Source organism: Aromatoleum sp. (genome assembly GCF_035254505.1).
Classification (GTDB): Bacteria; Pseudomonadota; Gammaproteobacteria; order Burkholderiales; family Rhodocyclaceae; genus Aromatoleum.
Genome location: NZ_DATFAO010000033.1, coordinates 29,992 through 49,924, shown reverse-complemented (window position 1 = coordinate 49,924; position 19,933 = coordinate 29,992). Strand labels below are relative to the sequence as shown.

Below are 19,933 nucleotides of genomic sequence, written 5' to 3'. Positions count from 1 at the left end.
TGCAGCGAATTGCGGCAAACTTGCCGACATGACGCGCTCAAAACGCAGCAAATCTTCAGAATCGGCGGCGCCGCCGCAAACCCGCATCCTGGTCTTGCACGGCCCCAATCTGAACCTTCTGGGCACCCGTGAACCCGAGGTTTACGGGCGCACTACGCTCGCTGACGTCCATTCCGCAATGGATGCGCGCGGCCGCGCCGACGGCGTGGTGGTGGAAAGCTTTCAAAGCAACCACGAAGGGCAGCTGATCGATCGCGTCCAGGCTGCCGCCGTAGAAGGCGTCGCCTACATCATCATCAACCCGGCTGGCTATACGCACACCAGCGTTGCGCTGCGTGACGCGCTTGCCGCCGTGGCGATTCCCTACGTGGAAGTGCATCTGTCGAACATCCACGCGCGGGAAGCCTTCCGGCATCACTCCTATTTTTCCGATCGCGCCAGCGGCGTGATCTGCGGGCTGGGCGCATACGGCTACATGGCCGCTCTCGAATTCGCCCTGACCCAGCTGCGGAAAACCTGAATAAACAACCCTCTGGCAGCGCCTCGCGGCGCCGGCCGTCTGGAGAACCACAATGGATCTGCGCAAGCTGAAGAAACTCATCGACCTCGTCCAGGAATCGGGCATCTCCGAACTTGAAGTGACCGAAGGCGAAGAGAAGGTCCGCATTGCCAAGCACATCGCGGCCCCCACCGCCGCCACGTATCTCGCTCCCGCCCCTGCCATGGCTGCCGCCCCGGCCGCCGCGCCTGCCGCCGCTCCCGCAGCCGACGCACTGCCCGAAGGTCACGTCGTGAAGTCGCCGATGGTCGGCACCTTCTATCGCGCCACCGCTCCGGGCGCCGCACCGCTGGTCGATATCGGCCAAAGCGTCGCCGTCGGCGACCGCCTGTGCATCATCGAAGCGATGAAGCTGATGAACGAGATCGAGTCTGAATTCGCCGGTAGCGTGAAGGCGATCCTGGTCGAGAACGGCCAGCCCGTCGAATACGGCCAGCCGCTGTTTGTGATCGGCTGATCCGCCTATGTTTGAAAAGATCCTGATCGCAAACCGGGGCGAAATTGCGCTCCGCGTCCTGCGCGCCTGCCGCGAGCTCGGCATCCGCACGGTCGCAGTCCACTCCGAAGCCGACACCGAGGCGAAATACGTCAAGCTCGCCGATGAGTCTGTCTGCATCGGCCCGGCAGCGTCCGGTCTGAGCTACCTCAACGTGCCCGCGATCATTTCGGCCGCGGAAGTTACCGACGCCGAAGCGATCCACCCCGGCTACGGCTTCCTCTCCGAAAACGCCGATTTCGCCGAGCGCGTCGAACAATCGGGATTCGTCTTCATCGGTCCGCGCCCCGACACCATCCGCCTAATGGGCGACAAGGTCAGCGCGAAGGACGCGATGAAGGCCGCGGGCGTTCCCTGCGTGCCCGGCTCCGACGGCGCACTGCCGGACGACCCGAAGGCGATCATCAAGATTGCGCGAGGCATCGGCTACCCAGTAATCATCAAGGCGGCGGGCGGCGGCGGCGGGCGCGGCATGCGCGTCGTGCACACCGAAGCGGCGCTGCTCAATGCAGTTGCGACGACGCGAGCGGAAGCCCAGGCGGCTTTCGGCAACCCGGTCGTGTACATGGAGAAGTTCCTCGAGAACCCTCGCCACGTCGAAATCCAGGTGCTCGCCGACGAGCACGGGAATGCCGTCTACCTCGGCGAACGCGACTGCTCGATGCAGCGCCGACACCAGAAGGTGATCGAGGAAGCGCCGGCCCCCGGCATCGACCGCAAGACGATTGCGAAGGTCGGCGAGCGCTGCGCCGAGGCCTGCCGCAAGATCGGCTACCGCGGCGCGGGCACCTTCGAGTTCCTGTTCGAGAACGGCGAGTTCTACTTCATCGAGATGAACACGCGCGTGCAGGTCGAGCACCCGGTCACCGAACTGATCACCGGCATTGATATCGTCCAGGCGCAGATTCGCATCGCCGCCAACGAGAAGCTGTGGTTCAGTCAGAAAGATATCGCCTTCCGCGGCCATGCGATCGAATGCCGTATCAACGCCGAAGATCCCTTCAAGTTCACGCCCTGCCCGGGGCGCATCACGAACTGGCACGTGCCCGGTGGGCCCGGCATCCGCGTCGATTCGCACGTCTATAACGGCTACATGATCCCGCAGCATTACGATTCGATGATCGGCAAGCTGATCGCCTATGGCGACACGCGCGAACAGGCGCTGCGCCGCATGCGGATCGCACTATCCGAAATGGCGGTCGAAGGCATCAAGACCAACATCGCGCTGCATCAGGAACTGATGCTCGACGCGCGCTTCATTGAAGGTGGCACCAGCATCCATTACCTGGAACACAAGCTGGCCGACCGCAACGAAGTGAAGAAGACCTGATCGAACGGAACGGACATGTGGATATCGGTCACGCTGCAGGCTGAAGCCCGCAAGGCAGAGGCGCTCTCCGACGCCCTGATGGAGGCGGGAGCGCTGTCGGTCAGCATCGAGGACGCCGACGCCGGCACCGAGGCCGAGAAGCCGCAGTTCGGCGAACCCGGCCACCTCCCCGTCGGACTGTGGGATCACAGCCGCGTGCTGGCATTGTTCGATGCCGATGGCGATATCGCAGTCGCGCTAGCCCAAGCGGCGGCAGAGGCGGGTTTCGACGCGGTGCCGCCGTTCACGCTGGAAGAAGTCGCCGAACAGAACTGGGTCCAGCTCACGCAAAGCCAGTTCGACCCGATCCAGATTAATGAGCGCATGTGGATCGTGCCCTCGTGGCACGAGGCGCCGAACCCGGACGCGATCAACATCGAACTCGACCCTGGCATGGCCTTCGGTACCGGCTCGCATCCGACGACGTCGCTGTGCCTTGGGTGGCTGTGCGATAACGTACAGCCTGGCACCAAGGTGCTGGACTACGGTTGCGGCTCGGGGATTCTCGGGATCGCGGCGGCGCGTCTCGGCGCAGGCGACGTGCTCGGCATCGATATCGACGACAAGGCGCTCGAAGCCGCGCAGGACAACGCGCATCGCAACGGCGTGTCGCTCCGCTTGCAGCATTCGCGCGAGCCGCTCGACGCCACCTTCGATGTCGTCGTCGCGAACATCCTGACCAATCCGCTGTGCGTGCTTGCGCCCGCGCTCGCCGCACGTGTCGCGCCCGGCGGCCGCATCGCCTTGTCAGGCGTACTGGACACTCAGACCGAGCAAGTCATCGCGGCTTACGCCCCCTTCCTCGAACTGCGCGTCGGAGCGACGCGGGAGGGCTGGGTGCGACTCGAAGGCTTCCGCCCGGCTGAGACGGGCGGCGTCCGCTGATGTTTGCGCGCTGCCCGGCCTGCCAGACAGTATTCCGGGTCCGGCCCGAGCAGTTGCGCACCCACGCCGGTCAAGTCCGATGCGGACATTGCCTGAACGCGTTCGACGCGCTTGAAAACCTGCTGGAGGACGCAGCCTCGCTCGCGATGCCCGCGCATCCTGCAGAGCCCGTGCATCGCGCGCCCGAAGCACCGTCCGCCTCCGCGGAGGAACCGGAGTTATCCGCACCTGAACGTGCCGCCGCTGCGGTGTCCGCAGCGCCTGCAATTGCACCGCGACGAGTGGACCTGGACCTGACCAGCCCGGACCCGGTCGAGCCAAATCCGCCCCCGGCGAAGGACGCGAGCGAACATTTTTTTGTACTGGAAGAGCGCATCGCTGAGCCTCAGCTGGCCGAGGCCACCTCACCGCCCGATCTGGATTTCGATATCCCGGAGACGCTGGTTCCGTTCCGCCGGCGCGGCGTGCCTCCACCTCAGCGCCCTCCCCGGCAGCCGCAAACAACGCCTTCTCCGAGCTTCGACGACTTCGTCCTCGAACCGATCGAGTTCATCGAGCCGCCTGCGCCTGGCTCGGCGCCGCCCGTCGCGGAGCCAGCGGGGAAGGATGGGGAACCAAGACCTGTGCCGGACAGCGGTGCCGCCCAAATGAGTCGCGACGCGGACCAGGAGGAGCCGCCGAACTCGCGCCATCTCTGGGCGAGCGAACCGCTCGACAGGATGGAGCCTCGGCTCGCAACGCCCCCCGCCCAGCAATCGGCTTCCCCGGCAGCGGAACCAACCGCGCTCATCCGCGGACTTGCAGGGCAAACCGACGAGGAGCGGGAGGACGAGCCCCCCGAGTCCGAAGCGGAGGCCACGGTCGATGACTACGCTCCGCCTGTCCTGTCAGCCACAAAACGTTGGCTGCTCGGACTTGGCATGGGTGTGCTGACGGGAACGCTCGCGGCCCAGGCGGCCTACATTTTCCGCAACGAGATCGCACGCGACTGGCCAGCGCTCCGTCCCGCGCTGCAGGCGGCCTGCGCGCGCTTGAACTGCACCGTCACGCTTCCCCGGGTCGCGGCCCAGGTCAGCGTCGACGCCTCCGACCTGCAATCCGAGCCAGGCCGCCCCGGACGCTACACGCTGAGCGCGACGATCCGCAACCGGGCCGAGTATGCCCAGGCCTATCCGCACCTCGAACTGACTCTGACCGACGCGCGCGAGCGCGCGCTCGCCCGGCGCGTGCTCGCGCCTACGGAGTGGGCTCCTGGCGCGGACTTGGAGCATGGGCTCGCCGCCGGGCGTGAAATCACGATCAACCTGCCCTTCGAGGCAACCGGCTTGAGCGCGGCCGGCTATCGCATCTATGTCTTCTATCCCTGACCCGATACCCGGCACCATCGCCATGGAACCTTCGCCTCACAAGGCCGGCACCGAAAGCCCCTTCAAGGGCAAGCGGGGCCTCATGCGCGTGCTCAACGCGCTTCGCTATTCGATGGACGGACTGAGCGCGGCGTTCCGCCATGAAGACGCCTTCCGCCAGGAATGCTTCCTTGCCGCGATCCTGATTCCGGTCGCCTTCTTCGTGCCGACGAGCGGCGCAGGGAAAGCGCTGCTCGTCGGCAGCGTGCTGCTGCTAATGGTCGTCGAGTTGATCAACTCGGCCATTGAGGCAACGGTCGACCGCGTGTCGCTCGAGCGTCACCTGCTCGCGAAGCGGGCCAAGGATATCGGCAGCGCGGCGGTCTTGATCGCGCTGATCAACGTGGCCGCGACGTGGGGCCTAGTGATTCTCGGCTGAAGAAAAGATCCGAAGCGGCCGCCCGTCGCGGCAGCCGCTCCCAGGCTAGGAACTTAGCGGCTCACGCGGGTCGTGCCGCCATCGCGCACAACGCGGACAGATTGACCCGGCCGGAAGCCTTCACCGCGGTCGTCCTGCACAACCGCAAGGATCTGACCGTTGTCGAGACGCACCGTCACTTCGACACCGTCGGAGCGCGTCGCGCCCTCTTCGATCGCCGAGCCGGCGAGACCGCCCGCCACGGCGCCGACCACTGCGCCGATGGCCGATCCGCGCTTGCCGCCGACGCCGCTGCCGGCGATGCCGCCGACGGCCGCACCTGCTAGCGTACCCACCGGCGTCTTCGTCCCCTCGAGCCTCACCGGCCGCACCGATTCGACCACCGCATACTCGACGGACATCGCCCGGCGCGCTTCGCCGCGGGAATAAGTGTCTCCTCCCAGTCCACCGGCGCACCCGCCGATGCCAGACATTGCGAGCACGAGCGCCAGAGCGCCCGCGACACGCCGCAAACCCATACTCGTCACCATAGCGTTTCCCCGAATGCTGCCCGGAAGCGGGCGGAAATTTCATCGCGGCTGGGAGCATGATTCTGTCCCCCGCGACTTGCAATCTTGATCGATCCCATCAGCGACGCCAGACGCCCCGTACGCTCCCAGTCGAAACCATTGGCAATGCCATAGAGCAGGCCAGCCCGGTAAGCATCACCGCAGCCGGTCGGGTCGACGACTTCGTCGGGCGGGGCCACCGGAATCTCGATATGGCTGCCATCCGCATAGATTCGGGACCCCTCGGGGCCCAGCGTGACGATCAACGCATCGACCATCCCGGCCAATTGCTCCTGCGAACAGCCCGTCCGCTCGCACAGCAACCGCACTTCATAATCGTTGACCGTGCAGTAATTGGCCAGTTTCAGGCAGTGCAGCAGCTCTTCGCCGGAGAAGAGCGGCATCCCCTGACCGGGATCGAAGATGAACGGGATACCCGCTCCGGCGAACTGGGCGACATGGTTCAGCATGCCGTCACGGCCATCGGGCGACACGATGCCCAACTTCACGCCGGCCGCATCCTGTACGCGATTGAGGTGGGACTGGCTCATCGCGCCGGGGTGAAAGGCGGTGATTTGGTTGTCGTCCAAGTCAGTGGTGATGAAGGCCTGGGCCGTGAAACTGCCGGGCACGAGGCGGACGCAATCCTGCCGCAGGCCAAGCCGCTCAAGATGCAGTCGGTACGGGCCGGCATCGTCACCCACGGTCGCCATGATCAGCGGGTCGGCGCCGAGCAGGCCGAGGTTGTAAGCGATGTTGCCCGCACATCCGCCAAATTCCCGCCGCATGTCCGGCACGAGGAAAGAGACGTTCAAGATGTGGATCTGCTCCGGCAGGATGTGCCGCTTGAACTGATCATGGAAAACCATGATCGTGTCATAGGCAATGGAGCCACAGACGAGGATGGACATGTTGAATCCCGGGATGGCAAAGCCCGCATTATAGGACTTCCACCGGGCATCCCGTCGTCACTGCTCCGTAGCCCTTCAGTCACGGGACTGCAATGCAGTCCATAGAAAATGCGCCGACATCATGACTCGATGAGTCGCGCATGCTGCAAGAACCCCCGCATTCCGACAATCGGACAAGGCCGAGCCTGCACGTCGGTCTGGTACGCTGTGAAACGGAGATTCTGATCGGGCGCTCGTGCATCGATGCGGAGTACCGCAGCGGCGCCGTGATGGCCTTGCTGCGTTCCGGCCTCGCCCGCTACATACAGGAAGACGGCTACGGCTACCGGATCGGCTGCGCCTCGATCAGCATGACGACGGCGGACGCCGGACGCGAGTCTGTACAATCGGCCCAAGGAAACCCGTTCGGCACCGCCCGAGTACCGCGTTTTCCCCCGCAGCCCCTTGCCGGTGGCCCCACTGCGTGCAGACGTCGCCGCCACAACGCCGCCGCTGATCAAGGGCTCTCTGCGTGCTGGAGGGTGGATCTGCGGCGCCGCGGCGGGGGATCCCGACTTCAATACCGTTGACCTGCCGGTTATGCTCCTGATGCGCCAGATCGAAGGCCGCTACGCCAAACACTTTATGGGACGCGCAGACTGAACACTCAAACCGCAAGCATCGCATCGCCGGCGCAATCCCTTCACGTATTGGCCCCGGTCCGCGCTTGGCGTTATCTGCGGCTCGCGCTGCATCTGGCCTCGGGGGTCGCGACGGCAACCGTCTTTCCTGCCGTCTCAGATGCCACGCGCAGGCACCTTCGGCAACGCTGGTCGCGGCGCCTGCTCGCCGCGCTCGGCGTCGACATGGAACAGCATGGGGTCGCGATCACGCCGGGCAGCCTGCTCGTCGCCAACCATATCTCGTGGCTGGACATTTTCGTCATTAACGCCCTGGCGCCGTCCGCATTCGTCTCGAAGGCCGAGGTCAAAGCATGGCCGGTCGTCGGCTGGCTTGCGGCACGCAACGAAACGGTCTTCCTGCGCCGCGGCAGCCGCGGCCACGCGAAGATCATCAATGCGGAGATCGGCGCCCTGCTCGACGGCGGGCGGAATGTCGCCATCTTTCCCGAGGGGACGACGACCGACGGCAGCCACGTGCTGCACTTCCACGCCGCCCTGCTGCAACCGGCGATTGAGGCGGGACATTTGATTCAACCGCTCGCCATGTCCTATCACCTTGCTGACGGCAGGCGAACGCGGGCGCCCGCCTACGACGGCGACCTCAGCCTGGGCGAGTGCATCGCGAACATCATCGCCACGCCGCGCATTGTCGTGCGCGTCGCCGCCATGCCACCGATCCAGAGCACGTTCGGTTCCCGCCGGCAAATTGCACACGAGGCCCGCAATCGGATCGCCGCAGAGGTCCAGCGAGCCGACGACGCCGCCGGCTAGCGCTTCAACCGCTCAGAGGGGTCTTGCCGGCACCTGGAACACCGCGCCATCGTCGAGACGCACCGCGGTCAGGACGTTGCCCCACACGCAGCCGGAATCGAGGGCGATCAGCCCCGGTTCGCGGTAGAACCCCAGCGCGGACCAATGGCCGCAGACAATCGTGTGCGAACGGCTAAGACGCCCGGGGACTTTGAACCAGGGCATCGTCCCCGCGGGCGCCAGTTCCGGCGGCCCCTTGGCCCGCAGCGCCATACGGCCGTCGACAGTGCAGAATCTCAGCCTCGTCATCGCGTTGACGATGACACGCAGCCGGTCCCAGCCCTCGAGATCGTCCGACCACTCCTCCGGGCGGTTTCCGGCCAGGTGCAGCAGCAATTTCTGCCCATCCGGGCTGCGTAGGACATCCGACACTTCCGCCGCCAAGGCAGTCGCCTTCTCGATCGACCAGCCAGGTAGGAGCCCCGCGTGCAGCTGCGCATGCGCGCCCTCGACGTGCATCAGCGGCAAGCCGGCCAGCCAGGCCAGCAACTCGTCGCGATCCGGAGCCCCGAGCACGTCGAACAGCGTGTCGTCATCGTCGAGACGCTTGTGCCCGGCAGCCACCATCAGCAGGTAAAGATCGTGGTTGCCGAGCACCACGGTTGCGGCGTCTCCGAGCCCCCGGAGGAAGCGCAGGGTCTGCAAGGATTCCGGGCCGCGGTTTACTAGATCGCCGACAACCCACAACCGATCTCCGGCCGGGTTGAAGCTGATCCGCTCCAGCAAGCGCCGCAGCACCGAATAGCAGCCCTGAATGTCGCCTACTGCATAGATCGCCATGAAGACTGAAGTTCGCCGGTCGCAAAGAGAAACGGGGGATTCTACCAACGTCCCCCAAGGGCATGCACTGCGGCCCTGCGCCGGACGGAGTTGCTACCCCTGCCTCGCCGCCCGCACGAAGTCTTGCTCGCCGGACTCGACCACCCGAAGTACCGGGGTATTGCGAGCGGGAGCGTACTCAGGGACCCAACGCTGCAGGCCCTTGCGGACTTCATCGTCACTGACAGGGCCTTTTCGACCGAGCCACGTGCTCAATTCGCCAAGGAACGAGGCAGGCACCGGTCGGGAGCGCGCAATCCGTAATTTTGGGTGAGGGGTTTCGCGAGTCTGCTCGGCGTCGGCCAACAGCTCTTCATACAATTTCTCGCCCGGGCGCAAGCCTGAGAACTCGATACGGATCTCGCCCTCCCTGTAGCCCGACAAACGAATCATGTTGCGCGCCAGGTCCACGATCTTCACCGGCTCTCCCATGTCGAGCACGAAGACCTCTCCACCGTTTCCCATGGATGCAGCCTGCAGCACCAACTGCGCGGCCTCGGGGATGGACATGAAATAACGGTTGATCTCCGGGTGCGTCACTGTCACCGGCCCGCCGCGAGCAATCTGTTCGGCGAACTTCGGGATCACGCTGCCGGTGCTGCCAAGCACATTGCCGAAGCGGACCATTTCCATCTGCGTCGCGCCCCTGCCCGCGCTGTGCAAGGCTTCACAGACCATCTCAGCCAAGCGCTTTGTTGCGCCCATTACGTTTGTTGGATTGACCGCCTTGTCTGTCGAAATCAGCACGAAGCGCTCTGCCCCCTGACGCTGCGCCTGTGTCGCCACATTCAGCGTGCCAAGCACGTTGTTGCGGACCGCCTGCCAAGCGTTACCGACCTCCATCAGCGGCACGTGCTTATACGCCGCCGCATGGAACACCAATTGAGGTTTCCAGACGGCAAAGATCTCTTCCATCCGTCCGACGTCCCTCACGTCGCCAGCAAGAGGCACGATTTCAACGCTCGGGCGATGAACATGAAACCACTGCTCGATGCTGTACAGTGCGAATTCGCTCGACTCGACCAGCACCAAGCGGGCGGGGGCGAAGCGAGCCACCTGACGACTGAGCTCGCTGCCGATTGACCCACCCGCACCCGTGATCAGAACCGTCTTGCTGGTGATCATCTGCTGGACGTGTACTGAATCGATCCTCACCGGCTCCCGACCCAACAGATCCTCAATATCCACCGGACGCATCGCGTTGACCGCGACCTTCCCGTTCATCAGATCTTCCAGACCAGGGACCGTGAACACATGAGCACCCGCCCCAACGGCGATGTCGGCCGCATGCTTGAGGGCATCATTTGCCGCCGATGGCATCGCGAGGATGACGTGCATTGCCTTGTAGTCCCTCAGCACCTGAGGGAGCGAGTTGACGCCGCCCGCAACCGGATGTCCGAAAAGCTCCAACCCCCACTTCGCGGGGTCATCGTCTACCAAGGCAACCACACGCCAGTCGGCACTACGGCGCAGTTCTCGCACCAACATCGCCCCGCCGGAGCCGGCGCCGACCACTACGACAGGCTTCCCCGCTGCGACCAGGCCGCCGAACATGCGGTATTCCCGCCACATGCGCCATGCCGCGCGCCCTCCGCCCATGACTGTGAGCAGCAGCACAGGATAAAGCACCAGCGTGGAGCGAGGAATCGCCGGGCCAGCTGCTCGCTCCACGGCGAGCAACACTAGCAACCCGAGGAAGGACAGCCCGACTGCCTTCAATACCCTTTTCAGGTCAGGAAGACTTGCGAATATCCACATGCCACGATAAAGGCCCGCCCGCCAGCAGGCGAACGTATGCACGACGAGCAGCCAAAGCAACCCGTTCAGAATCTTTCCGCCGTAATCAGAAGGCCAATCGAAGTTGAATCGGACGAGGAATCCTCCGATCCACGCCACTAGGACGGCACTCAAGTCAAAGAGAAAGACAAGTAGGGAACGAAATGACATATGCATATTTTTTGGCGCCAAACCGACGCTTACGCAGGTGTTTGCATTAGCTGACGTTAAACGGTCACCTCTCAAACCCTTGACTCACCAGGGATAAGGACAGACTCCGCCGGCACAACGACGCCATATCCCAGCGCCGACCCCGCCTGCATCCACGCTCCCCGCCCCAGCACCGCTCCGCCAGCCATGCAGGCGTTTACCCCCAAATGACCAAAATCGTTCACGATACATTGATGGTCCACAGTCGCATTGCAGTTCACGATTACGCCTTGCCCAAGTCGGGCTTCCGTTCCGACGACCGCTCCGGCCATCACGGCGCAGCCTGCCCCCAAGACGGCGCGCGGAGACACGATGGCCTTCGGATGAACAACCGTTGCAAGCGCTAAGTCCGACGCCAGTATGCGCGCATACAGACGCTCCCGTATCGCATTGTTGCCAATTGCTACGATTACATGACTTGCATACTCTCTGGAACCCTTCAACTCCGAGAGCTTCCCCAGCACAGGACAGCCGCACACATCCTTGAGATCAGGCCAAGCGTCGTCGAAAAATCCAATTACACGGTGCGTGCCGCCAAGCAATATCGCTTCGGCTACCGACCGGCCATGCCCACCGGCACCGACGATTAGCACATCCATCACGCACCTCCGGATTCCAATGCGCCTGCGTGGAACCGTATCGCCAGGGCCACAAGCGGTACGTATGCGACCACCATTCCGACCGTTCCGTCGAGCCAGCCGACACCAACCCCGAGCGCTATTGGCAGCAGCCAGATGACATTGATTGCCCCTACCGCAAGCGTCACTGGCAGGTGGCGCCCGAAGTGGCGTGACGCGTATTGATATGCATGACTCCGATGAGCCTCATAAACTTTATCTCCTCGCAGCAACCGCCGGAGCAATGTCAAGGTTGCATCTGTCACAAAAATGCCGAGGAGAATTACCCAACTCCAAAAGAGTTCCGGGGCCATCCAACCCGCCTCGAGCGATAGCACACCGAGAACGATGCCAAGAAAGCCGCTACCTGCGTCACCCATAAAAATCTTTGCTGGCGGAAAATTCCAGCACAGAAAGCCGGTTACGGCCCCAGCCAGCATCAATAGAACGGTTGCCGCGGCAAATTGACCGATCAATCCGTACAAGATCGCTCCGCCAATACAGACACTGATCGCCTCGACGCTCGCAATACCGTCAATACCGTCCATGAAGTTATACAGATTCAGGAGCCAAACCAGATAAACAGCTGCCAAACCGACCCCGACCCAACCTAAGTTATATGACGCCCCAAACAGAGCAATTGGCGGCGCTCCGCCCAACCAGACCAATGCCCAAGCAGCAGCGACAAAGTGCGCCAGCAAGCGCCAACGTGCGGCTATGTGTCCGTGGTCGTCGAGAAAGCCCACGAGGGCAACAAACACTCCCGCCCCCAACAGTGCCCCTGCGAATGACCAAGTCATTATTCCCATCGCAGCAAGCAATGGCAATGTAACGAGGAAGCTCGCGACTATTGCGACCCCGCCCCCTCGCGGGGTCGGCACCGAATGAGAGCTGCGCGCGTTCGGAATATCCATCAGGCATCGACCGAGAGCGTAACGGCGCAGACCATAAGTCAGGGCCATTGACGCCAAGGCCACACCAAGCAACAGAAACCATATCGTCATCTTGATATATGCCCAAGAAAATGCTTCGCAGTCTTCGCTAGGGCATCATCCACGCTAACCGGCGGCGTCCAATCCAGCAGTTCACGCGTCTTGCCAATGTCGACCTGCAATGAGCCGCAAAGGCGCTGCCCCAATGCGCGCCGACCAAGCAGCGCCGCGGCAGCTGCAATCAAGCGGCTGGGCAGCGGGATCAGGCGCGCCGGTCGATCGAGCGCCGCTGCCACCTTGCCCAACAGGCGGGTCGTTGACAGATCGTCCCCATCGCTCACCAGGAACACCTGACCAGCTGCCCTCGGGTGTTCGATGCACGTAAGGAGCAAATCAACCAGATTGTCAATTGCCACAAGGCTACGGCGGTTGTCGATCGCCCCGAGGGGCAATGGAACGCCCTTATCCAACCAGCGCATCATGCTAAGAAAATTTGCCTTCACGCCGGGTCCGTAGACCAGCACCGGTCGTACCACTACTACATCCAGACCGGTCTCGGCCGCAAGTGCGAACAGACCGCGCTCCGCTTCGAGCTTGGAAACGCCATAGGGATCAGTGGGTGCGGGCGCCTCATCCGCGGTAAAGGGCTGGCCGGGCAGGGTTGCCTCACCATTGACCTTGATCGAACTGACGAAGACAAAGCGCCGCACGCCGGCGGCAACCGCCGCGCGTGCCAATTGCAGCGTGCCATCAACGTTGCAGCGACGGAATTGAGCGAGCGGATCTTTCGCCGTGTCTGCCATCACATGCACGCGTGCGGCGCAATGCACCACAACATCGATGCCGGTGAGCGCCCCCCTCCAATCCACGGGCTCGCCGAGATCGCCATGAATGAAGACTTCGGCGCCGCTTGGCACCTCCCGCCGAGAGCGCATTGCCACTCGCAAGCGGTGACCGCCAGTCGCCAGTCGCGCGGCCAGCGAGCGCCCGACGAAACCATTAGCACCGGTCACTAATACAGTCCCTGCTCTCACTTCAACGCCCCGATGCCAGCTGTCGTCGAACCGCTAAATTCACCGCCGCCGCTGAACCCCATGATTCGCATCAGTGCGGCATTGCTGAGGTGAACGTCGAAGCGAGACTCGGCGAGCTCACGACTGCTACGGCCCATCGTCTCAATCAACGACGGCTCTCGCACAAAGGCAAGCATGCGCCCAACGAGCGAATCAACGTCGCGCATCGGCACCAAGAATCCGTTCTTGCCCTCGACCACCGTGTCGCGGCAGCCGGGCGCATCGGTGGTGATCACCGGCCGCGCCATCGCCATTGCCTCTTGGGTGCTGCGTGGCACGCCTTCGCGATAGTAGGACGGCAGGACGAACACGCTCGCCTGAGCTAACCAAGGGCGCACCGGAACGTGCCCCGGCCACTCGATCAGCCCCGCCTGAACCCAGGACTCCACCTCGCGACGCGACAGGCCGCCGGGATTGGGATCTAGCCCGCCGAGCAACACGAAGCGAACGTCGGGATATTCGTTCTTCACGCGCGCGGCTGCCTCGACGTATTCGACGATTCCCTTTTCGCGCAGCAGGCGCGCAGCCAGCACGAAGGTTACCGGGGTGGTGACCGCGGGTGCAGGCGACCATTCGGCCAGATCCACGCCGATTCCGCCCAAGCAATGCGTCTTATGTTCGTCCACCAACCCGGCACGCACGAAGTCGTCGATATCCTCCCGGTTGAGGAAGACCACGCGGTCCGCACGCGCGAGCGCGGAACGATACAGGCCGCGGACCATGGCGCGCAGCAAACGGCGGACAGGGGAGAGTTGCTCCCCGCCATCACTGAATACGAAGCCCAGCCCCTCGATCATCGAGTAGCGCCGCGGTACCCGCGCCAGCCAAGCAGCGAACGTACCGTAAATCACTGGCTTGATAAAATACCCAAGCGTCGCGTCCGGCCGCAGCCGGCGCAGCAACAGCGCGAGCCGCAACGTATCCACCCCATCAGAGAACGGGTTTACACCAGCCCTAGCAAGACTGTAGTCCACTGGCCGCGCGCCCAGCGCCGCGACCCCAGCGCGCGTATCCGCGTCGTAATCGGGTGCCAGCGCATCGACCTGCACCCCAGCGTCAACCAACTCGCGAATCAGCGGACCACGGAAGTTGATTAGCGAAAATGCCTGGTTAGAGATAATGGCGAGTCGGGTCATTTGTTTCATACTTTCATTCAGGTTGCCGCAGACTCTGCGCACCACCCGCTCCACGAGCCCAAGGCATACAGTCGAGGCCAAAATTGCATCACCACACCCTCACTGCCGCACAGACTGGTGAACCACTGATCGTCAAACGCGAAACCCCTCGATCTAATCGCTCGAGGCGAAGCGAGGCCGCATCAGACCTACGACCCGAACCGTCGCGATCACATCCAACGCGGCAACGTCCAGCACCACCCGACAGGACCGCAGCCCCGCCACACTCCGCCCCAACCCGCATAACTTCTTGAAGCCCACCACTTCTCTTCGTCTCACGCGAAAGACCTTGCTTCTCGCGAACGATGCACCTGTCCACTCACAATCTCGTCGGACGCACGAACGACTTCAACACGTGAAACATCAAAGCAAGGAATCTACGTATCGACTTTTCAAGAATAAATTCACGCATCGCCAATCCAGTAGCCTCCGCATACCCAAGCAAGCGCCTCTGCGACGAACCTTCGTGAATTCGATACTGGACCAAACAATCTGGCATATTATCCCATTTTGCCCCGATCCTCAACAATCGAAGCCATAAGTCATAATCTTCGGTATTGAATCCGGAATTATATCCTCGCACCTTTAGCAACAAGTCTTTTTTTGCAAGAATCGTGTTATGCGCGAAACAATTTGAAAATGGCAACCGGCCATCAATTTCACGCCCTTTTGGATAAACACGATTTCCAATGACCTTATCGTTTTCATCGATCAGGACAAGATCACATCCGATCAAATCCAAACGATATCGCTCCAGATACTGCAACTGTCGCTCAAGCCTTTCGGGAACAGCAACATCATCAGCATCCATGCGCGCGATGTAATCCGACCTTGCCATCGCAAGGCCGATATTTAAGGCGTTCGCCAGCTGGCCAATTGGCGACTCGACAACAATGAGCCTATTGTCGTCTACATGTCCTCTAACGTACTCGGCAACCTCCTTGGACTCCAATCCATTCGCGACGAATATCATTTCAAATTCGCGCAGAGTCTGATTTAAAACACTCTTCACTGCGTCCAACAAATAATTATCTACACAATTTGCCGCCATCAAGACGCTAACGCGCGGACTAAAAAATGAATCCATTCACTTCAGCCCAAAGACCATCTTCATCCGGCGAACCATCCTTTCCCCAAACGTATAACTCCAACTTTGGGCCCAATGATGCACAGCAAAAGTATTCGCGGTCACATCAGAGTAAAAAAGCTGTCCAACTTCATTCCGTGCCGCATCGAAGGGATTGTACGGATAAAAATACTCGGGCGCGTATATCTGTACCTTGCGATTGGCCTCTGCATCCGCCGCAATAAGATCAGTAATTATTTCCGGTATCGCGGTGAAACCCTTACCTGCCCTTCCATCCAAGTCATCCATGATCGTTTTCAATAATGGATACCCACGAACGGAGCCGACGATCCCAGCGTTGATATAGCGCTCGGACTCGCGCCCGACAAAGAACTCGCTGGACAGAAGGGGGTCCAGATTGCGAACAATCTCCATGTCGGTATCAAGATACACGCCTCCTTCAGAATGCAAAGCGTGAAACCTCACATAATCAGAGGCAAAGGCGAAGCGCCTCTCCTTTAACGCCTTTTCAACGTATGGCGCATTGATCGGTGAATTCTCCTCGGACCACTCCTTAAACTTCCATTCCGGGAGAAGCCTTCGCCAACTTTCCATACACTTTTCGACCAGCGCTGGCTTTCGCTTCCCACCAAACCAGCAATAGTGAATCGTTCTCGAAATCATAATATCACTCGTAGGCCATCATGCCTTTCGGTACACCCAAAGCGAGACGCACTGCGACAACGTCAAGCCGGCCAAAGTAGGAACCACACTGCCCATCCCAACGCAGATCACAACCCCGACGCAGAAAACGCCAAAGTTGAGAACATCCGCCCGTATTTGCACCCGGTAGAGCTGTAACAAGTATTTCGCTCTCGCATAGGGCTGTTCAAATGATTGAATAGCAAGCCAAATAACTACAGAAACCATCATCGCAAGAGCGATCGGCGACCACAGCATCTCAAGGCGCTTGTTTTTTAAAAGCGGCAATCCAGCAAGGACCACAAGCGATGCAGCCGCACACGCCAACAGGTAGGCAACTGCTGCCTTTTTTGCAACCCGAGAAAGACCAGGCTCGGAAAGCAGCGCTTCTCGGCCCTGAATGCCTGACACCCACTTGTTAACGATGTGAAGCGGGATGACCTGATACAAGGACAGCGCGACCCGAGCTACATAGGCATACAGCGTGACAAATCCATCGGCACCATACTGCCTCAGACAGATCGGCACTATGACATCCTTTCCGCTATACAACAGGCTCGCAATACGTGGCGCCACGCCCTTCCGTAACAACGAAAGTGAATATGATTTGCTGTAGGCGAAATTCAGGTACATGCTATTCAAAAAGAGATCAGCACCAAGCACCACCATCCACCCGAACGCCATAGCACCGAAAAGTGCATCCAGGCTTGGCTGAACTAAATCACTTGCTGCCAGTGCCACGAAAAAGCCGAGCGACAAAAAATAGCCCAGAGCATCGATTAAGTAATAACTCCCGAGTCTTTCATCAACCAAGTACAGTTGCTTGAAAAACAAATGGATCTGAAAAATTGCAAAGTATATAGCCCCCATCCCATTCAAGTACGCAGGATACCTACCCTCAAGCACAAAGGAGATGCCAAAATACGCCCCCCCTCCTACCATCAGATTAACCAACACCGTTGTAATTATTATTGATTTTTCCGGACCGCGGCTCTTGTCATAGACAATCGGGATTGCAGCATGCCATATAGACTGAAACAGAGCGCCCAAAACACTTTGGATCGCGAGTATCAGAAAGAATGTATCTGACAACTCAGAGAGTCCGAAAAGATACCCGATCGATAAAAAGCAAAGCCCCGACGCAGCTATGTTGAAGAGGGGAAGGACGTGATGCCATCTTGTAGCGGTCATCGCTTTGCAAACTTGTAGAGAGCAATCACGGGGAGTCCCAAGGCGCCCAAAACCACGTTCGTTTTCGCCCCCTCCCAGATCGACAAAAAGGCATAATAAAGGAATAGGCCGCACAGCTTCAGCGGAAGCGACTCGTTGCGCAACCTAAATTCCCTCGCTAACGCAAAATAGTATGAAAGCGTTCCGAAAGGATTGCTTAGAAGCAGCCTCGCGCTTCGCGATGTAAGTCCGCCTGGCAAATATTCACCGCAAAGCATGCTCTCATTGGAGAATATTTTTTTTCCGGGAATCGTCAGCCAAAGAGCATCTTCCGTCAGAAATCTTTCACCCGGGAATACGTTGAATCGTCGATTCAAGAAAACTTCGCTCTTGTAGAAATCGATCCGATCTCCAAAGTTTTTCCTGAGGTAGAACCATTCAAAATGCGTCGCTATTTCCCCCCCCTCACAACCTAGATGACTAATCGCCTTGCCTGAGGCATTTGTCTTCACCCCTGATATACCGCATATACCTTCACAATCGTTAACATTGTAACGCCGCAGCACTCTGTAGAAATTTTCCAGGCTCTCGTCATTTAGCCAGTCGTCACTATCAACAATTGCTACGTAATCACCCGTCGAGTGATTCAGCCCGTTATTGACCGCCACGTGCTTTCCGCTGTTGACTTGGCGTATGTAGACGATTTTTTGGATGTTTTTGGCAGCCTGCCTGAATCCTTCTACAACATCGGCCGTATTATCTTTTGAACCGTCATCGACTAATATCCACTCATGCACGGAATGACGCTGCCGCTCCAGACTCTCAAAAAGTGGTCTCAGTGTCGGCGCCCGATCATATGTTGGCGTGATCACCGTAACGGTTGGAGGCTTTTCAAAGATAGGCATTGAATGCTGCTCCGCCGTCGAATGTTACGCAAAAGTGATAGATTTTCGCCAGTCCATAGACGTAGATCGGCATTGCAACTAGCGGCCGTAAGGTCGGGCTATTGCTTTGTATGTATCTAACAAAAATTACAACGAAGAATAGTCTTGCATACTCAAGAAAACGAGCTGCGGGAGCCACATCAAATGACAGCACTACAATCACCACTGAGGACCACAGCATCGCCGAGTACCAGATGATTTCCTGGTCCGAGTACTGACTTCTGCCTTTCTGAAAAAGGATTATGGCCGCTGCCGTTTCCAAAACGTTCGAGATGCCGACACTCTCGCTTTCGACCAGATACCGCCCGATGTTTGGGCTCAACCCTGGAATGAACTCGGACCAGTCGACAGGCAGATGAAAAAATGCGAGAGAGAGAGCGATAACCAAAACAGCAACCAAAATCTTGTATGGTTGCCGCGCCATCATCGCCACCCACGACATGGCCGCGATCAATGCGCTCGCATGAAAAAATCCGGCGACCACAAAAGACGTGACCGACAGCATTTTTCTTTGGCGCAACAAGAGCCACACGCCGCTCAGTACGAATACGCTTGCGATCGATTGACGCAGCAAGATATGATCGAGCCAAATAAAATTCAATATATAGAAGACAAAAAGAGCCGTGACTGGAAACGCACAAGTTTTGTAAAAAAAATAGATCTGCGATGGAATTACGATAACTGCAATCAGGATGAGGAACTCCGTAAAACTCAGCCCGAGCGATAGCGCGAATCGATTTAACATCTCATAGAGAAATCCATACGATATTTTCGCATCATCCAGATTGATATAGTAATCTCTGTAATTATCGAGATCGGTCCCACCCCAAGATCTCAAGCCGGTAAATGCAATGAGAAACACGACAGCCAGAAGCAAGAGACCTTGCTTTGTTTGTCGGTTATTGGATAGCAGCTCGAGCAAAGAGAGCGCGGCAAAAAATATCGCTACAGATATATAGATCAATTATGGGAGCCTCGATAAACCTCGCCTGTTCTTTGCTCAGCCAGAAGTATTGGTAAAGGCCCGCGGCATTTGCCAAAATGACCTTCCACATGGCGACATCTTCACACCTCGAATTACTGTCGATTTTCGGGCGACTCGTTGTCGGCGTGGCGACTGCGACCAATGCTCGTTCAACGTCTTCAGGGGATTGGCACACCGGCTATGTGGAATCCATGACTTCATCGGCTGAAAGCCGATGACCAGCCGGTCATGTATACGTCACTCGCACAAGTTAGTTCAGCCGGCACCGCATCTTTTATTGCCCCGTGGGAGAAATGGGAACTCTGACTCAGCGGCTTCTCATCTCCTCCACTGCCGCGCCGCTCCAGCGCGGCCAAGTGTGCCGCGCCCACAAACTAACCGTCGTCAACAGCAACGCCACCTCGGTTCAAGTGGGGCGACTCCTGAAAGCAACACATTC

Annotated in this window: 21 protein-coding genes; 8 read left to right on the top strand and 13 right to left on the bottom strand. The window is 59.7% G+C overall.

Features of this window, described 5'->3' with window-relative positions:
- The first annotated feature begins 28 nt into the window (after positions 1 to 28).
- The 6 genes from aroQ to VJ673_RS05460 are packed head-to-tail and all read left to right on the top strand — an operon-like array spanning position 29 to position 5,094.
- Positions 29 to 520: a type II 3-dehydroquinate dehydratase gene (gene aroQ / locus VJ673_RS05485; protein ID WP_324125039.1), complete on the top strand. Its 492-nt coding sequence runs from the start codon at positions 29 to 31 to the stop codon at positions 518 to 520.
- Positions 521 to 572: 52 nt separating this feature from the next.
- Complete coding sequence (gene accB, locus VJ673_RS05480; protein WP_324125038.1) at positions 573 to 1,016, top strand: acetyl-CoA carboxylase biotin carboxyl carrier protein; 444 nt, start codon at positions 573 to 575, stop codon at positions 1,014 to 1,016.
- Between the two features lie 7 nt (positions 1,017 to 1,023).
- The gene (accC, locus tag VJ673_RS05475) at positions 1,024 to 2,385 is read left to right on the top strand and encodes an acetyl-CoA carboxylase biotin carboxylase subunit (RefSeq protein WP_324125037.1); all 1,362 of its coding nucleotides are present in this window, start codon (positions 1,024 to 1,026) and stop codon (positions 2,383 to 2,385) included.
- 15 nt (positions 2,386 to 2,400) lie between these two features.
- Positions 2,401 to 3,309: a 50S ribosomal protein L11 methyltransferase gene (gene prmA, locus VJ673_RS05470; protein ID WP_324125036.1), complete on the top strand. Its 909-nt coding sequence runs from the start codon at positions 2,401 to 2,403 to the stop codon at positions 3,307 to 3,309.
- On the top strand, positions 3,309 to 4,676 hold the full coding sequence (locus VJ673_RS05465) for a zinc-ribbon and DUF3426 domain-containing protein (RefSeq protein WP_324125035.1): 1,368 nt from the start codon (positions 3,309 to 3,311) through the stop codon (positions 4,674 to 4,676). Before prmA ends, VJ673_RS05465 begins: the two co-directional genes overlap by 1 nt.
- Before the next feature lie 22 nt (positions 4,677 to 4,698).
- Positions 4,699 to 5,094: a diacylglycerol kinase gene (locus tag VJ673_RS05460; protein WP_324125034.1), complete on the top strand. Its 396-nt coding sequence runs from the start codon at positions 4,699 to 4,701 to the stop codon at positions 5,092 to 5,094.
- A 53-nt stretch (positions 5,095 to 5,147) separates the two neighbouring features.
- On the opposite strand, the gene VJ673_RS05455 is transcribed toward VJ673_RS05460, so the two are convergent.
- Both VJ673_RS05455 and VJ673_RS05450 read right to left on the bottom strand, forming a co-directional pair.
- A complete protein-coding gene (locus VJ673_RS05455; RefSeq protein ID WP_324125033.1) occupies positions 5,148 to 5,624 on the bottom strand; it encodes an outer membrane lipoprotein in 477 nt (158 codons plus the stop codon).
- Positions 5,618 to 6,553 carry a carbohydrate kinase family protein gene (locus VJ673_RS05450; RefSeq protein ID WP_324125032.1) on the bottom strand — a complete coding sequence of 312 codons (936 nt, stop codon included), beginning with the start codon at positions 6,551 to 6,553 and terminating at the stop codon, positions 5,618 to 5,620. The genes VJ673_RS05455 and VJ673_RS05450 overlap by 7 nt, the downstream gene beginning before the upstream one ends.
- Positions 6,554 to 6,693: 140 nt before the next feature.
- Here VJ673_RS05450 and VJ673_RS05445 point away from each other — a divergent pair, with 140 nt between their 5' ends.
- Positions 6,694 to 7,122, top strand: coding sequence for a hypothetical protein (locus VJ673_RS05445; protein ID WP_414635633.1), 429 nt, complete (start codon positions 6,694 to 6,696; stop codon positions 7,120 to 7,122).
- A 120-nt stretch (positions 7,123 to 7,242) separates the two neighbouring features.
- Positions 7,243 to 7,986 (top strand): lysophospholipid acyltransferase family protein, encoded by a 744-nt coding sequence (locus VJ673_RS05440; RefSeq protein WP_324125031.1) that lies wholly within the window; start codon positions 7,243 to 7,245, stop codon positions 7,984 to 7,986.
- Between the two features lie 12 nt (positions 7,987 to 7,998).
- Here the strand turns inward: VJ673_RS05440 and VJ673_RS05435 are convergent, their stop codons facing one another.
- The 11 genes from VJ673_RS05435 to VJ673_RS05385 all read right to left on the bottom strand — a co-directional run bounded on the left by VJ673_RS05435 (position 7,999) and on the right by VJ673_RS05385 (position 19,473).
- On the bottom strand, positions 7,999 to 8,805 hold the full coding sequence (locus VJ673_RS05435; protein ID WP_324125030.1) for a symmetrical bis(5'-nucleosyl)-tetraphosphatase: 807 nt from the start codon (positions 8,803 to 8,805) through the stop codon (positions 7,999 to 8,001).
- A gap of 93 nt (positions 8,806 to 8,898) precedes the next feature.
- Positions 8,899 to 10,740: a polysaccharide biosynthesis protein gene (locus VJ673_RS05430; protein WP_324125029.1), complete on the bottom strand. Its 1,842-nt coding sequence runs from the start codon at positions 10,738 to 10,740 to the stop codon at positions 8,899 to 8,901.
- Positions 10,741 to 10,862: 122 nt separating this feature from the next.
- A complete protein-coding gene (locus VJ673_RS05425) occupies positions 10,863 to 11,429 on the bottom strand; it encodes a NeuD/PglB/VioB family sugar acetyltransferase (RefSeq protein WP_324125028.1) in 567 nt (188 codons plus the stop codon).
- A complete protein-coding gene (locus VJ673_RS05420; protein ID WP_324125027.1) occupies positions 11,429 to 12,451 on the bottom strand; it encodes an MraY family glycosyltransferase in 1,023 nt (340 codons plus the stop codon). Before VJ673_RS05420 ends, VJ673_RS05425 begins: the two co-directional genes overlap by 1 nt.
- On the bottom strand, positions 12,448 to 13,392 hold the full coding sequence (locus tag VJ673_RS05415) for an NAD-dependent epimerase/dehydratase family protein (RefSeq protein WP_324125026.1): 945 nt from the start codon (positions 13,390 to 13,392) through the stop codon (positions 12,448 to 12,450). Before VJ673_RS05415 ends, VJ673_RS05420 begins: the two co-directional genes overlap by 4 nt.
- Positions 13,393 to 13,409: 17 nt before the next feature.
- Entirely contained in the window at positions 13,410 to 14,597 is a 1,188-nt protein-coding gene (locus VJ673_RS05410; protein WP_324125025.1) for a glycosyltransferase family 4 protein, read from the bottom strand.
- Between the two features lie 349 nt (positions 14,598 to 14,946).
- Positions 14,947 to 15,714 (bottom strand): glycosyltransferase, encoded by a 768-nt coding sequence (locus VJ673_RS05405; protein WP_324125023.1) that lies wholly within the window; start codon positions 15,712 to 15,714, stop codon positions 14,947 to 14,949.
- The gene (locus tag VJ673_RS05400; RefSeq protein ID WP_324125022.1) at positions 15,715 to 16,377 is read right to left on the bottom strand and encodes a glycosyltransferase family 32 protein; all 663 of its coding nucleotides are present in this window, start codon (positions 16,375 to 16,377) and stop codon (positions 15,715 to 15,717) included. It lies immediately after the preceding gene.
- 18 nt (positions 16,378 to 16,395) lie between these two features.
- The gene (locus tag VJ673_RS05395) at positions 16,396 to 17,586 is read right to left on the bottom strand and encodes a hypothetical protein (RefSeq protein WP_324125021.1); all 1,191 of its coding nucleotides are present in this window, start codon (positions 17,584 to 17,586) and stop codon (positions 16,396 to 16,398) included.
- Positions 17,583 to 18,470 carry a glycosyltransferase family 2 protein gene (locus VJ673_RS05390; RefSeq protein WP_324125020.1) on the bottom strand — a complete coding sequence of 296 codons (888 nt, stop codon included), beginning with the start codon at positions 18,468 to 18,470 and terminating at the stop codon, positions 17,583 to 17,585. The genes VJ673_RS05395 and VJ673_RS05390 overlap by 4 nt, the downstream gene beginning before the upstream one ends.
- The gene (locus tag VJ673_RS05385; RefSeq protein WP_324125019.1) at positions 18,457 to 19,473 is read right to left on the bottom strand and encodes an EpsG family protein; all 1,017 of its coding nucleotides are present in this window, start codon (positions 19,471 to 19,473) and stop codon (positions 18,457 to 18,459) included. The genes VJ673_RS05390 and VJ673_RS05385 overlap by 14 nt, the downstream gene beginning before the upstream one ends.
- Positions 19,474 to 19,933 lie beyond the last annotated feature (460 nt).

Coding starts and splice junctions, on each gene's coding strand:
- VJ673_RS05400 (WP_324125022.1), bottom strand. CDS start 16,377: ATGATTTCGAGAACGATTCACTATTGCTGGTTTGGTGGGAAGCGAAAG.
- VJ673_RS05455 (WP_324125033.1), bottom strand. CDS start 5,624: ATGGTGACGAGTATGGGTTTGCGGCGTGTCGCGGGCGCTCTGGCGCTC.
- VJ673_RS05390 (WP_324125020.1), bottom strand. CDS start 18,470: ATGCCTATCTTTGAAAAGCCTCCAACCGTTACGGTGATCACGCCAACA.
- VJ673_RS05450 (WP_324125032.1), bottom strand. CDS start 6,553: ATGTCCATCCTCGTCTGTGGCTCCATTGCCTATGACACGATCATGGTT.
- VJ673_RS05410 (WP_324125025.1), bottom strand. CDS start 14,597: ATGAAACAAATGACCCGACTCGCCATTATCTCTAACCAGGCATTTTCG.
- prmA (WP_324125036.1), top strand. CDS start 2,401: ATGTGGATATCGGTCACGCTGCAGGCTGAAGCCCGCAAGGCAGAGGCG.
- VJ673_RS05425 (WP_324125028.1), bottom strand. CDS start 11,429: ATGGATGTGCTAATCGTCGGTGCCGGTGGGCATGGCCGGTCGGTAGCC.
- accB (WP_324125038.1), top strand. CDS start 573: ATGGATCTGCGCAAGCTGAAGAAACTCATCGACCTCGTCCAGGAATCG.
- VJ673_RS05405 (WP_324125023.1), bottom strand. CDS start 15,714: ATGGATTCATTTTTTAGTCCGCGCGTTAGCGTCTTGATGGCGGCAAAT.
- VJ673_RS05435 (WP_324125030.1), bottom strand. CDS start 8,805: ATGGCGATCTATGCAGTAGGCGACATTCAGGGCTGCTATTCGGTGCTG.
- aroQ (WP_324125039.1), top strand. CDS start 29: ATGACGCGCTCAAAACGCAGCAAATCTTCAGAATCGGCGGCGCCGCCG.
- accC (WP_324125037.1), top strand. CDS start 1,024: ATGTTTGAAAAGATCCTGATCGCAAACCGGGGCGAAATTGCGCTCCGC.
- VJ673_RS05465 (WP_324125035.1), top strand. CDS start 3,309: ATGTTTGCGCGCTGCCCGGCCTGCCAGACAGTATTCCGGGTCCGGCCC.
- VJ673_RS05420 (WP_324125027.1), bottom strand. CDS start 12,451: ATGACGATATGGTTTCTGTTGCTTGGTGTGGCCTTGGCGTCAATGGCC.
- VJ673_RS05395 (WP_324125021.1), bottom strand. CDS start 17,586: ATGACCGCTACAAGATGGCATCACGTCCTTCCCCTCTTCAACATAGCT.
- VJ673_RS05445 (WP_414635633.1), top strand. CDS start 6,694: ATGCTGCAAGAACCCCCGCATTCCGACAATCGGACAAGGCCGAGCCTG.
- VJ673_RS05460 (WP_324125034.1), top strand. CDS start 4,699: ATGGAACCTTCGCCTCACAAGGCCGGCACCGAAAGCCCCTTCAAGGGC.